At 63.0% G+C, this 13,056-nt stretch carries 10 protein-coding genes; 8 read left to right on the forward strand and 2 right to left on the reverse strand.

The window, feature by feature from the left end:
• The first annotated feature begins 307 nt into the window (after window positions 1-307).
• The 5 genes from NQE15_RS21110 to NQE15_RS21130 all read left to right on the forward strand — a co-directional run bounded on the left by NQE15_RS21110 (window position 308) and on the right by NQE15_RS21130 (window position 9,567).
• Complete coding sequence (locus tag NQE15_RS21110) at window positions 308-2,578, forward strand: PAS domain-containing sensor histidine kinase (protein ID WP_265944458.1); 2,271 nt, start codon at window positions 308-310, stop codon at window positions 2,576-2,578.
• Entirely contained in the window at window positions 2,571-3,179 is a 609-nt protein-coding gene (locus tag NQE15_RS21115; protein WP_265944460.1) for a response regulator transcription factor, read from the forward strand. The genes NQE15_RS21110 and NQE15_RS21115 overlap by 8 nt, the downstream gene beginning before the upstream one ends.
• A gap of 75 nt (window positions 3,180-3,254) precedes the next feature.
• On the forward strand, window positions 3,255-5,408 hold the full coding sequence (locus tag NQE15_RS21120; protein WP_265944462.1) for a PAS domain-containing protein: 2,154 nt from the start codon (window positions 3,255-3,257) through the stop codon (window positions 5,406-5,408).
• Window positions 5,405-5,923, forward strand: a complete 519-nt coding sequence (locus NQE15_RS21125) for a hypothetical protein (RefSeq protein ID WP_265944465.1) — start codon at window positions 5,405-5,407, stop codon at window positions 5,921-5,923. The genes NQE15_RS21120 and NQE15_RS21125 overlap by 4 nt, the downstream gene beginning before the upstream one ends.
• Before the next feature lie 8 nt (window positions 5,924-5,931).
• A complete protein-coding gene (locus NQE15_RS21130; protein WP_265944467.1) occupies window positions 5,932-9,567 on the forward strand; it encodes a PAS domain-containing hybrid sensor histidine kinase/response regulator in 3,636 nt (1,211 codons plus the stop codon).
• Window positions 9,568-9,610: 43 nt separating this feature from the next.
• Here the strand turns inward: NQE15_RS21130 and NQE15_RS21135 are convergent, their stop codons facing one another.
• The gene (locus NQE15_RS21135) at window positions 9,611-9,943 is read right to left on the reverse strand and encodes a hypothetical protein (protein WP_265944469.1); all 333 of its coding nucleotides are present in this window, start codon (window positions 9,941-9,943) and stop codon (window positions 9,611-9,613) included.
• A gap of 112 nt (window positions 9,944-10,055) precedes the next feature.
• Here NQE15_RS21135 and NQE15_RS21140 point away from each other — a divergent pair, with 112 nt between their 5' ends.
• Together NQE15_RS21140 and NQE15_RS21145 are read left to right on the forward strand one after the other, a co-directional pair.
• Window positions 10,056-10,247 (forward strand): hypothetical protein, encoded by a 192-nt coding sequence (locus NQE15_RS21140; RefSeq protein ID WP_265944471.1) that lies wholly within the window; start codon window positions 10,056-10,058, stop codon window positions 10,245-10,247.
• Window positions 10,244-11,371, forward strand: coding sequence for an MFS transporter (locus NQE15_RS21145; RefSeq protein WP_265944473.1), 1,128 nt, complete (start codon window positions 10,244-10,246; stop codon window positions 11,369-11,371). Before NQE15_RS21140 ends, NQE15_RS21145 begins: the two co-directional genes overlap by 4 nt.
• Here NQE15_RS21145 and NQE15_RS21150 read toward each other — a convergent pair.
• Complete coding sequence (locus tag NQE15_RS21150; RefSeq protein WP_265944475.1) at window positions 11,365-12,357, reverse strand: ankyrin repeat domain-containing protein; 993 nt, start codon at window positions 12,355-12,357, stop codon at window positions 11,365-11,367. The genes NQE15_RS21145 and NQE15_RS21150 overlap by 7 nt on opposite strands.
• A 195-nt stretch (window positions 12,358-12,552) precedes the next feature.
• Between NQE15_RS21150 and NQE15_RS21155 the strand changes: the two genes are divergently transcribed.
• Window positions 12,553-12,954, forward strand: coding sequence for an energy transducer TonB (locus NQE15_RS21155; RefSeq protein ID WP_265944477.1), 402 nt, complete (start codon window positions 12,553-12,555; stop codon window positions 12,952-12,954).
• Window positions 12,955-13,056 lie beyond the last annotated feature (102 nt).

Raw genomic sequence — 13,056 nt, forward strand, 5'->3', positions numbered from 1 at the left:
CCCCGTCGACCTGATCCGCTTCCTGATGAACGAAGTCCTGACCTCACCCGAACAACGAGAGGCCGAGATGAGGTTGCGGCAAGGTAGCTGAACTACCAGAACGGCGAAATCTGCGGCCCGACGCGTTCTAAATCTGCAGGTGAGTTGAACCACCACCGCATCCCCACAAACCAGCTTAGGGTAAGTACCAATGGCCGGCTGGCGGCTGAGGGCGAAGAATCGGGCCATGTTCATCCGTCCGCCTCCCTCGCAGCCGAAACAGACTTGGCTGTGGCTCGCCCCTTATGCTGCCATCGGGGTTTTTGCCATGGCAATGCTGATCGTCACCGCCCTGCTCCAGTGGCGCGAGCAGGATACGGCGCGTTCGGCGCTGGAAGGGGACATGCACTGGGCGGAGCGGACCATCGAGAATCGCCTGCACGCCCATCAGGATTTCCTAGCGGGACTCGGCCGCGAGCAGGAGTTCCGCCAGCTCACCTACGAGGCCTTTCAGGTCAAGTCCAGCCGCTACATCGAGGATCATCCTGAACTCGATGCCATCATCTGGGTCAGTATCGACGGCAAGGTCGAATGGGTCGCCCCCAACGAAGCCACCGCCACTTTCGTCGGCGATCAACTCGCCGGCCAGCGGATGGAAGCGCTGCAGGATGCCTTGCGTACCCGGCGCACCCTGTTCTCGAAGGATTACAAGGGCAGTCGCCTGGGTTCGGCGAACGACCTGATCCTGCCGGTGCAGCAGGGTAGTGCTGATATCGGTGCCTTTATTGCCATCCAGTCGCTCGAGCCACTGCTGCGCGCCACGCTGCCAACCGCCTTCTCCGCTCGCTACGCCTTGACGATTGTCGATGCCGACAATCGCGAAGTATTCAGCAACACCTCGATCAAGCCGACCGACCGGCAGATTTCGGGCGCGATCAGCCTCGACCTGCCGAACAACCGCCTCGGCCTGAATATCGTCGCCTATCGCGGCGGCGGTGCCTGGCTGCCCTTCCTGCCGGCGACGCTGATCATCCTGCTCACCCTGATCGCCAGCATCACCCTGGTCCAGTTGCGCCGGCACGCCCAGCACCGCGCCGATACCGAGGAGCAGTTGCGCGCCGCCTACGCCTTCCGCCAGGCCATGTCGCAATCGATGATCACCGGCCTGCGTGCCATCGATCTCGAGGGCCGCATTACCTTCGTCAACGCGGCGTTCTGCCGGATGACCGGCTTCGACGAAGGCGAACTGGTCGGCATTGCCCCCCCCTACCCTTACTGGCCACCCGAGGAGTTCGACAAACTCCAGGACAACATCGATCAGGCCTTGGCCGGGCAGGCGCCGGCTGGCGGGTTCGAGATGCGCATCATGCGCAAGAGTGGCGAACGTTTTGACGTCCGCCTTTATTTCTCGCCGCTGATCGGCACCGACGGCGCCCAGATCGGCTGGATGGCCTCGATGAACGACATCACCGAGCCGAAACGGGTACGCGTCGAACTGGAGCGCGCTCACGAGCGCTTTGTCACCGTCATTGACGGCCTCGACTCGGCGGTGCATGTCGCGGAAGTGAAAACCGGCGAAATCCTGTTCGCCAATCGTGCCTTCCAGAACATCTTCGGCTTCGACGCCGTCGGCCACAATTCGGCCCAGGTTACCGCCCACTGCCGGCCGACAGCGGAGATGCTGGCGCGTGACCCGAGCACGCTGACTCAGGAGGAGCTCCCCTGCGAACTCTACGACGGCGAACTCCAGCACACCCTCTCCGGTCACTGGTACCACCTGCACGAGCGCGCTATCCGCTGGGTCGACGGGCGCATCGTGCGCGTCCAGATCGGGGCCGACATCACCGACCGCAAACACATCGACGAAGTCAATCTGCAACAGCAGAAACGTCTCGAACAGACCTCGCGCCTGATCACCATGGGCGAAATGGCCAGTTCGCTGGCCCACGAACTCAACCAGCCGCTGTCGGCGATCGCCAACTACTGTGCCGGCTGCGTCAAACGCATGCAGGCCGGCAACTACCGCTTCGACGATCTGCTCGCCGCCATGCAGAAGGCCTCAGACCAGGCCGAGCGGGCGGGCAAGATCATTCGCCGGATGCGCGACATGGTGAAAAAGAGCGACCCGATCCGGATCGCCATTTCCCTGCAAGAACTGGTCGACGAAGCACGCGCCTTTGCCGACATCGAAGCCCAGCGCACCGGCACCCAGATCATCGTCGACCTCCCGGAAAAGCTGCCGAGAATCGTCGTCGACCGCATCATGATCGAACAGGTACTGCTCAACCTGATCAAGAATGGCATCGAAGCCATGAACGATGTACCCTTCGAACGCCGCCGGCTCAGTATCCACGCCGAACGGGTCGATGAGCGCATGCTCGAAATCACGGTCACCGATCAGGGCCATGGACTGGCCGAGGAAGATATCGAGAAGATTTTCGCCCCCTTCTACACGACCAAACCGGAGGGCATGGGTATCGGTCTGGCCATCTGCCGGTCGATCATCGAGTTTCATCAGGGCCGGCTGTGGGTCGAACCGCGCCGTGAAGGCGGCACCGTGTTCCGTTTCACCGTTCCGATAGAGGAAGAAGATGAGTGAGCTGAGGCAAACCATTTTTGTCGTCGACGACGACGAGGCCATGCGCGACTCGATGACCTGGCTGCTCGAGGGCGAGGGCTACCAGGTCGCCTGTTTCGCTTCCGCCGCCGAGTTTCTGGGCGCCCGCAGCGACGAGATGCGGGGCTGCCTGGTCCTCGATGTCCGGATGCCCGAAATGAGCGGCCTCGAACTGCACGAAAAACTCGACGCCCTCGGCTCGCGATTGCCGATCATCTTCATCACCGGCCACGGCGACGTACCCATGGCCGTCGCCGCCCTGCAGCGCGGCGCCTGCGATTTCATCGAAAAACCCTTCCACAACGCCGACCTGCTCTCCCGCATCGAGCGCGCCCTCGAACTGGACACCGAGATTGCCGCCCGCCGCCAGCGCGACGACGCCATATCCCACCGTCTGGAACAACTCACCCAACGTGAGCGCGAGGTGATGAAACTGGTCGTCGCCGGCAAGCTGAACAAACAGATCGCCGACGAACTCGAGATCAGCATGAAAACGGTCGAAGCCCATCGCGCCCGCGTCATGGAAAAGATGGGTGTGCGCACGCTGGCCGAACTGGTCAAGGCAGTCATGACCGTGAATTAGCCACCCGGACAATCTTGATGTAGTGTTTTCGGGCGTCCGGAAAACCAACGCTAACCCAGGCGAACGCCTCTCACCATGCTCCCCGCCCTGACCATCGCCTTTATCTACGCCGCCTTTGCCGCGCTATGGATACTGTTGTCGGACAAGGCAGTAGCTTGGCTATTCACCGACCCGACATCGATTCTGATGGCCAGCACCCTCAAAGGCTGGGTGTTCGTCGCGGTAACCGCCTTCCTGCTCTATGCGCTAATGCGCCGTCGCGCGCCGTCCGCGACGCTGCCACCGATCCGCCTGTCGCGGACGCCGCTGGTCGTGCTGGCGATAGTCATCGTGGCGCTCACCGCAGTCGGCGTCACCACCACCGTGACGCAGCAACAGGAAAAGGAAGTCGCGCGACTGCAGGCGATTGCCGACCTCAAAGCCCAACAGGTTACGAACTGGCTGAAGGAACGCCAGGGTGATGCCGAGTTCGTCCAGACCAGCGCCTTCTTCGCCGGACAGTACCAACGCTGGCGCACGACGGGTGACGCCTCCATCGCCAAGCAGCTGCACGACCGCCTCGAGCAGTTCCGCAAGAGTCGCGGTTTCGCCGCGGTCATCATGCTCGATCACAACGGGCAACGGCTCTGGGCGTCGACTGACATAGCGGCCGAACCGAGCGCCGATCTGCGCCAGACGGCACAACGGGCAGCTCGGGATGGCCAGATTCACCGGATGAATCCCGAAATCGACGCCGCCGGCAAGGTTCACCTCGATCTGGTGGTTCCCCTGACCGGCATCGCCGAATCGCCGCCCCTGATCATTCTTCGCGCCAACCTGGCCGACTGGCTGTTCCTGTCGCTGGAAACCTGGCCGGTCCCCAGTCGTTCAGCCGAATCCGTCCTATTCCGGCGAGACGGCGAGCAGATCGTCTTCCTCAACGAACTGCGCCATCACAGGGACAGTGCAGAAAAACTGCGTTTCCCGATCGTCGGTACGGAATTGCTGGCAACCAAAGTGTTGCGCGGCGACGCAGCAGTCGGCGAAGCCATCACCGGGCGCGACTATCGCGATGTTCCGGTCATCGGCATCATTCGCGCCATTGCCGGTACGGACTGGTTCATGATCGCCAAGATGGACCGCGCCGAGCTTTACCGCGAGGGGCTCAAGGATGCGGCCTGGGTGGTGCTCGCCGGTCTTCTCTGCCTGTTCGCCGCCGGGGTCGGCAGCGTCGTCCTGCGCCAGCGCCAGCAATTGCTGATGGCCGATGGCATCCGCAAATCCCAGGAGGAGCGCATCCGCGCCTTGAACCTGCTGGGGGCCATTGCCGATGCCTCCGACGACGCCATTTTTGCCAAGGACCAGGCCGGCCGTTACCTGCTTTTCAACCGGGCCGCCGAGCAAATTACCGGCAAACAGGCCGGCGACGTTCTCGGGGAGGACGACACCCTCCTTTTTCCAGCCGAGCAGGCCGCGCTGCTGATGGCCAACGACCGGCAGGTCATGCAGGACAAGCGGCCGGTGACCTTCCAGGAAAAGGTCCGGACCGCCACGGGCGAGGCCGTATTCCTCGCCACCAAAGGCCCTTTGCGCGACGCCAACGACAACATCATCGGCATGTTCGGTATATCTCGCGACATCACGGCCCGCCAAGCCGCCGAGGATGCCCTGCGCGAAAGCGAAAAGCGCTTTCAGGATATTGTCACCGCATCAGCCGACTGGATCTGGGAAGTCGACCGCGCATGGCGCTACACCTATGTTTCCGACAGCGTCACGAACCTGCTGGGCTACGCCGCCGAGGAAATCCTCGGCAAAACACCGTTCGACCTCATGCCTCCCGAAGAAGCCGAGCGGGTCAGGGCCCTCCTCGAAAGTACCATTGCCCGGCAACTGCCCATCCGCAATCTCGAAAACATCAGTCTTTGCAAGGACGGTAGCCTGTGCCACGTCCTGACCAGCGGCATCCCGATTCTTGATTCCCATGGCATACTCCTCGGCTACCGGGGCCTCGACCATGACATCACCGACAAGAAATACACCGAACTTTTCCTGCGCCAGCAGGCGGAAGGTCTCAGTCAGCGCAATAGCGAGCTGGAACGCTTCAACCAGGCCATGGTCGGTCGAGAGATCGAGATGATAGAACTCAAGAAGAAGATCAACGAGTTGTCGCGCCAGCTCGGCCAGGAGCCCCCTCACCGGCTGAGCTACCTCGACTCCACAGCCGATCCTTACGTGGCGGACAAGGGATGAAACCCCAGTCGGCAGGCGATGCCGGCAGTCCCATCGCCAAACCGCAAAGTATCCGGCTGGCAACCTTTCTCACCCGCCTGATCTGGCTGAGCATATTGCCACTGCTCCTGCTTTCCGGCTGGCAGGCCTTCGAGCATGTGACATCAAGACGGGAAGAACTCGATCTTGAAGCAGCCACTCAGGCAAAAAGCCTTGCCGCAACAGTGGATCAGCACCTGACGGCGCGCATTGCTGCCCTTAACGTACTGGCCCATTCACCATTGCTTGACGAGACGGCAACCCATCAGGCCTTCTACCGAGAAGCGCAAGGCTTCCGGAACAATTTCGGCAGCCACGTCGTACTCGCCGCACTCGACATGCAGATGCTGCTCAACACCCGCCAGCCCTTCGGTACCGCCCCCTGCCCAAACTGCCGCGGCCGAGCGGACGGGCTGCTGCCCCCATCGCGCTGGAGACCGGCCGGGCCGCAGTCGGGGACACCTTCTTCGGACCGCTCGCCAAGGAAGCACTGGTAGCCATTGCCGTGCCCGCCATTCGCCAGGGCAAGCCGGCCTATCTGCTCCTCACTATCTTCGAGACCCGCCAGTTTCAGACACTTCTCGATGATCTGGCACTGCCGCCGGGCTGGGTACTCAATCTCCGCGACAGCAGCGGAACCGGTATCGCCCATCGCGGCGATCAGACGATCAACAGCGCTACGGCCAAGCGCTTTGCCGCCAGCACCAGCGTTGCCCCATGGTCGGTCGTCATTGAAATTCCGGACGCCGTTTACAAGGCGCCAATCACCCGATCGGCGCTTGCCCTGCTGGTCACCGTTATTGGCGCAACCCTGCTCAGCATTACCGGGGGAATCCTCGGTAGCCGCCGGCTTGCCCAGGAGATGGCGGCCCTGGTGAACCTGCCTTCCGCTGCGGACCGGCCCACCCGCATTGCCGAAGTCGTCGAAGTCCGTCACCTGCTGAACACGGCCACCGATAAACACAAACTCGCCGAAACCAGTCTGGCAGCCAGCGAAGAACGTTTTCGCCGCCTTTTCGAGAAGGCCCCGCTGGCAATGGCTTTCGTTGCCACGGATGGCCGGGTGGTGGCGATCAATGCCCGTTTCGAGGAAACTTTCGGCTATTCGCCAACCGACATTCCCAACATCGCCAAATGGTGGCCCCTGGCCTACCCCGATCCGACCTATCGCGCCCAGGTGCTCGCCTCGTGGAATACCGCTACCCAGCTGGCTGCGAAGACCGGTGGCGACATCGAGCCGACCGAGTACCGGATTACCTGCCACGACGGTTCGCTACGCATCATGGTGGTCTCCGGCATCGTGCTTGATGATGGCGTGTTTGCCACCTTCCACGACATCACGGAACGCCAGCAGGCCGAGGACAATCTGCGGCAAACCCAGGTCGCAGCCCTCGAGGCCCAGCGGCGGGCCCGGCTCGCCGCCCTCAATCTGATGGAGGATGCCATCACGGCGCGCGAACAGATGGAAATCGCCAATGCCCAGTCACGCGCCAGCGAGGAATTCAAGCACGGCGTCCTCGAATCAATCGCAGCCAATATCGCCGTGCTCGACCGCAATGGCATCATCGTGGCGGTCAATGAAAACTGGCTGCGCTTTGCCCGGGATAACGGACCGCAGCCCGGCGCACCGATACCGCACACCGATGTCGGCAGCAATTATCTGACGGTTTGCCAGGAGAGTTCGGGTGCCGTCGCCGAGGAAGCCCAGTCTGCGATAGCCGGCATTCGTGGGGTTCTCGATGGCCATCTGGCCCATTTCAGTCTCGAGTACCCCTGTCACTCGCCATCCCAGCAACGCTGGTTCAGCATGACGGTGACGCCCTTGGGCGAGGAAATACGCGGCGTGGTCATCGCCCATCAGGACATCACCTCGCGCAAACAGGTCGAGGAACAATTGCGCAAACTCTCGCTGGCCGTCGAGCAAAGTCCGGGGAGCGTCGTGATCACCAATCTCCAAGGCAACATCGAATACGTCAACGAGGCCTTCGTGCGCAAGACGGGTTTCAGCCGGGAAGAAGTCCTCGGTCGGAATCCGCGGATCCTGCAATCCGGCAAGACCCCCCGCGAAACCTATCGCAATCTCTGGAACACCCTGCATCAGGGGCGCCCGTGGAAAGGCGAGTTCCACAACCGGCGCAAGGACGGTAGCGAATATGTGGAATTTGCCATCATCGCCCCCATCCGCCAGGCCGACGGGCAAATTACCCATTATGTCGGGGTCAAGGAAGACATCTCCGAGAAAAAGCGGCTGGCCCGGGAACTGGATCAGCACCGCCATCATCTGGAAGCCCTGGTCGAGAGCCGGACCGTCGAGCTGACCGCCGCCCGTCAGGCAGCCGATATTGCCAACCAGGCGAAGAGTGCCTTCCTCGCCAACATGAGCCACGAAATCCGTACTCCGCTGAACGCCATCCTCGGCCTGACCTACGTCATGCGGCACAGCGCGCTGGCACTGGCGCCGGAGCAGGTCGCACATCTGCAGAAGATCGATTCGGCCGGTCATCACCTGCTCTCGGTCGTCAACGACATCCTCGACTTTTCCAAAATCGAGGCCGGACGACTCCAACTGGAGAACACCAATTTCCCGCTATCGGCGGTACTCGACCATGTCGGTCTGCTGATCGGCGAATCGGCCCGGGCCAAGGGGCTGCGCGTCGAGATCGCCGGCAACAACGTGCCGGAATGGCTCAATGGCGACCCGACCCGGCTGCGTCAGGCCTTGCTCAACTTCGCCAGCAATGCCGTCAAATTTACCGAACGTGGCTTCATCGCCCTGCGCACATCGCTGCTCTCCGCCGAGGGTGACGAACTGCTCCTCCGTTTCGAAGTCGAGGACAGCGGCATCGGCATGTCTGCCGAGAACCGTAGCCGACTTTTCCAGGCCTTCGAGCAGGCGGATGTATCGACCACCCGCAAGTATGGCGGCACCGGTCTCGGGCTGGCCATCGCTTCCCGGCTGGCACACATGATGGGCGGTGCAGTCGGGGTCGACAGCGAGGCTGGCCAGGGCAGCACCTTCTGGTTCACCGCCCGGCTGAAGCGCGGCCAGGGCGCCATGCCGCCAGCGGCGCGGTCGGAGACGGAAAGCGCCGAATCTATATTGCGACGCAAACATGCCGGTCAGCGCCTGCTGCTGGCCGAAGATAACGAGATCAACCAGGAGGTCGTCGCCGAAGTACTGGGCGATGTCGGCCTGGCGGTAGACATCGCCGGCAATGGCCGGGTGGCCGTCGAAATGGCCCAGGCCACCGATTACGACCTGGTCCTGATGGACATGCAGATGCCCGAGATGGACGGCCTCGAAGCAACCCGGCGGCTGCGCGCCCTGTCCGGCTGGGCGGGAAAACCCATCCTGGCGATGACCGCCAATGCCTTTGCCGAAGACCGGGCCGCCTGTCTTGACGCCGGAATGAATGATTTCGTGGCCAAGCCGGTCGCCCCGCCCAACCTGTTTGCTGCGCTGCTGAAATGGCTGCCGGTACGCCCGACTGCCAGCCAGTCGACGGCCGAACCCGTGGCCCAGACGCCGCCCCACGGTGACGATGCGGTTTATGCCAGGCTCGCCGCCATCGACGGCCTGAATCTGGAAGTCGGACTGAACCGACTGCGTGGCAACCTGCAGCGCTATTTGCAGTTGCTCCAACAGTTCGGCGAGTTGCACCGTGACGACATGCCGAAACTGAGCGCACTGCCTTCAGACGGCAGCCATGCCGGGCGCGTGCTGATTGCCCACAGCCTGAAGGGAGCGGCCGGGGCACTGGGCGTGACGCACGTGCAGATGCTGGCGACGAAACTCGAAGCGGCACTGCAGGCAGGCCAGCCCGAGGCTGAGATCGCCGCGATCGTTACGGCCACCCAAACGGCGGTGGCCGGTTTCGACACGGCAGTGCACTGCATTGCCATTGCCGAGGAAGCGCCGATGGCCGCCGATCCGGGCCTGGCCGGCGCGGCGCTGCAGGAGCTGGCGCCTTTGCTGGCCACCGGAAACGTCGAGGCGGCCCGGACCTTCCAGCAGAAAAAGATGCTGCTGCGCGCCACGCTGCCACCGGCCACCATGGCTCAGCTCGAACACAGCATGGCGGTTTATGACTTTCCCGAGGCCCTGAAAATCGTTCGGGAAGCCGAGGATGTGCTGAACTGAAATCGGGTCGGCGCTCCCAGCGGCCGCCCGGAAACGCAGCCGGTCAGAGCGGAATGATGTCGCTTTCCGTCGAACTGTAGTTGCCGGCGTAGTGCGTCTGGCTGCGGACTTCCTTGCGGCGCAGCAGTTTTTCCTGGACCTTGGCCGGCAGGTCGGTGAACAGGATGATTTCCTTGGCGATCAGCAGTTCGATCGTATCCTCGATGGCACGAACGAAATCGCGGTCGAGTTCGGAGAGTTCACTTTGCCGCCAGCGCTCATGGATGTACTGCAACACCTCGGGGTTGTCCGCCGGAAGTTCCTCCTGTGCTCTCCCCAACGGCATCGGGTGCAACTCGCTGATCTTTCCTGTGCCGTCTCTTGCCACGTAAAGCATGCCGTCTTCTCCCGTTAACTCTGTTGGGAGTCTGCATCAGCCAGCAGGCGTTGGCAATTGGACGAAAGTTCGAGACCGGCGATAATCGTTCCCTTTGCCCAGACCACGAGCCATGACCGCCCCCGAAGCCGACAAAACCATCCAGAAAAAAGTGGTCATCGCCGCCTGTTTCGGCACCTTTCTCGAATGGTATGACTTTCTGACCTTCGCCTCGCTGGCCACCTATTTCAGCGTCCTCTTCTTCCCTCGGCCGATCCGGTCGCCGCGCTGCTGGCCAGCCTCGGCACTTTCGGCGTCGGCATGATCGTCCGCCCGCTCGGCGCCGCGCTGTTCGGCTCGCTCGGTGACCGCCACGGCCGGCGCACCATTTTCCTGGTCACCATCGTGGTGATGGGCGTGTCCACCTTCTGCGTCGGGCTGCTGCCGACTTACGAGCAGGTCGGCTTGCTCGCCCCGGCCCTGCTGCTGATCCTGCGCCTGTTGCAGGGGCTGTCGGTGGGCGGCGAAATCGGCGGCGCCGCGGTCTATCTCACCGAGCATGCGCCGGCCGGAAAACGCGGCCTCTATACCAGCGTGCTGCAACTGATGGGACCGCTCGGCATGATGGCCTCAACCCTGCAGATCGTCGCCCTGCAATACCTGCTCAGCGACGCCGACTTCAAGGCCTGGGGCTGGCGCATCCCCTTCCTGCTCTCGGCGGTGCTGCTCGCGATCTCGATCCGGAGCCGGATGAACCTCCATGAATCGCCGGTCTTCCACCAATTGCGTGCCAAGAACGCCCTGGCCAAGACGCCGCTGCGCGACTGTTTCCGCGACCGCCAGACGCTTGGGCGCATGGGGCTGCTCTTTTTCTGCATCTCGGCCGGCGGCTCGCTGCTCTTCTTCTCGGCCCAGGTCTACACCAACGTCTTCCTGAAGACCGTGGTCAACCTGCCTGCCGCCCAGGCCAGCGGACTGGTCCTGATCTCGACGCTGGTTCTCCTGCCGGCGACGATATTCTGCGGCTGGCTCTCCGACCAGATCGGTCGGCGGCCGGTCCTGCTCGCCGGGCTGATCAGCGGCGCCCTCGCCATTTTCCCGGTCTTTCAGGGTCTGCTGCACTACGGCAGCCTGCCGACGCCGGACACCACCATGATCGCCCTGCTGCTGCTCGTGCTGGTCGTGCCGCTGGCCTGCATCACCGGTCCGCAGACCGCCACCCTGCCCGAACTGTTCCCGGCCCGCACGCGCTACACCGCCGTCGCCCTGCCCCACAACCTGTCGGCCGGCTGGATCGGCGGCATGTCGCCCTTCATGGTGACCTGGCTCGGCGTCAAGTTCGGCAGCCCGCTGGCCGGCCTCTGGTACCCCACCGGACTGCTCATCATGGCCGCGCTGGTCGGTTTGTTCTTCCTGCCCGAAGTGCGCGATCGGCCGCTCGATCAGTAGTTCTTGACGGTGGCCTTGGGCGGCATCTTCGGCTTGCCGCTAAAGGTTGCCGGCGGCACCTTGAAGCCGGTTGTCCGGCCCTGGTCGTCGACGATTTTCGCCGACTGCTCCTTTGGCTTCTTGCGGCTGGCGGTAATCTCCAGCGTCGAGGCACGGCTCGCCGGCGCCTGGCGGTCCACTTCGGCGCGCACGATACGCAGGCGTTCGGCAGCGATGCGCTTGTCGATCTGATCGGTTTTCATGCCGCGTTCGCGCAGCGTCTCGCGCATGCCGAGCAGGGTTTCGAGTTCTTTCGACGAACGCACCGAGCGACGTACTTCGCCCCACTTCTCCTTGGGCTCGCTGACCGCGATATTGAATTCCTCCGGATTGGTCAGCATGCGGGCGATGTTCAGGTGGTTGCCACGCATGGCCCACTCCAGAGCGCCATCGCCCCAGTCGTTCTTCGGGCTGCGGTCAGCGCCCTTTTCGATCATTTTTCTCGCCAGATCCTGGTGGCCTTCGTAAATCGCCATCATCAGCACGCTCGACCCGTTGGTGCTCCGGGCATCAATATCCGCGCCCTGTTCGATCAGGTAGTCCGCCACCTCGGCATGCCCGGCGAAGACAGCATAATGCAGCGCCGACCATTGGCGTTGCGGAGCGTTGATCCGGGCGCCGCGCTCAAGCAGCCATTTGACGGCGGCCAGATTGCCCCGCCAGGCCGCCATCACAATCGGCGTTTCGCCGTTGCCGTTGGCCCGGTTGATGTCCGCCCCGCGCGAAATGAACAGGCGCATCAGTTCGAGGTTGCCCTCCCAGGCGCCGATCATCAGTCCGGAACCGATCCGGCTGCCCATGAAATCGGGGTCCAGACCGGCATCGAGCCAGGCTTCGGCCTGCCTGAGGTCGCCGAGCTCCATACTGACGACGAATCCCGTCGGCGACGGCAAGGCGAGCGGGCTATCGGCCGACGCCGGGTTCGCCAGCGGCCAAACCAGCCCCATCCCGATTATCATTGCAGCCAGCCGTTTTCTGACTGCCCGATTCATTGCTCGCTTCATCGACATTCCCATCCTTCTGGCCAGACCGCATTTTCTCATGAGCCGGACCCATTTCCGGCTCGGGCTGGCCCTGATCGCATCCGTGCTGTTTCATATTGCACCTTTGATCAGCGAACTGCTCGCGCCCACCGCGGCCCGTTGCCACCACCGCCACCGGCTTTGACGGCCCAACTGCGCCCGCTGCCCGCCCCGCAAGCGCCGCTGATGTTGCCCGAACCGCCGCCGCCCACGCCTGCCAAAGCCAAGCCCGTCAAGTCCGAACCCAGGACCGAGGCCACCCGCGGCCAGCCACGCCGTTGGCAGGAAGAAGTCCGCAAGCAGTTCCGAAAACAGGATGAACGCGGCCTGTTCTACCCGGCGGAAGCCATCGCCCGCGGCCTCGAGGGCGAAGTGCTGGTCCTCCTCATCCTCGACGAGGCCGGGCACGCCGTCGCCGCTCGCGTTGAGCAAGGTAGCGGCCACCCGCTGCTCGACAATGCCGCGCTGCGTGCCGCCCGGGCGCTCCGTTCACTGCCCGCTGATGCCCCCGGGAAACCCTGATCCCGGTTCGCTTCCGGCTGCGTTAAACAGCTGGCATCGGATTTTTCCTATCAGACTTTTCTTATTGGCCGCCGAGCGCTATGATGAAATGAAGCACTTAAT

Origin of the sequence: Dechloromonas sp. A34 (assembly GCF_026261605.1) — a bacterium.
Taxonomy (GTDB): domain Bacteria; phylum Pseudomonadota; class Gammaproteobacteria; order Burkholderiales; family Rhodocyclaceae; genus Azonexus.

Excerpts from the sequence above, each read along its gene's own strand:
- NQE15_RS21110 (WP_265944458.1), top strand. The coding sequence starts at position 308 with ATGGCAATGCTGATCGTCACCGCCCTGCTCCAGTGGCGCGAGCAGGAT.
- NQE15_RS21115 (WP_265944460.1), top strand. The coding sequence starts at position 2,571 with ATGAGTGAGCTGAGGCAAACCATTTTTGTCGTCGACGACGACGAGGCC.
- NQE15_RS21120 (WP_265944462.1), top strand. The coding sequence starts at position 3,255 with ATGCTCCCCGCCCTGACCATCGCCTTTATCTACGCCGCCTTTGCCGCG.
- NQE15_RS21125 (WP_265944465.1), top strand. The coding sequence starts at position 5,405 with ATGAAACCCCAGTCGGCAGGCGATGCCGGCAGTCCCATCGCCAAACCG.
- NQE15_RS21135 (WP_265944469.1), bottom strand. The coding sequence starts at position 9,943 with ATGCTTTACGTGGCAAGAGACGGCACAGGAAAGATCAGCGAGTTGCAC.
- NQE15_RS21140 (WP_265944471.1), top strand. The coding sequence starts at position 10,056 with ATGACCGCCCCCGAAGCCGACAAAACCATCCAGAAAAAAGTGGTCATC.
- NQE15_RS21145 (WP_265944473.1), top strand. The coding sequence starts at position 10,244 with ATGATCGTCCGCCCGCTCGGCGCCGCGCTGTTCGGCTCGCTCGGTGAC.
- NQE15_RS21150 (WP_265944475.1), bottom strand. The coding sequence starts at position 12,357 with ATGGGGCTGGTTTGGCCGCTGGCGAACCCGGCGTCGGCCGATAGCCCG.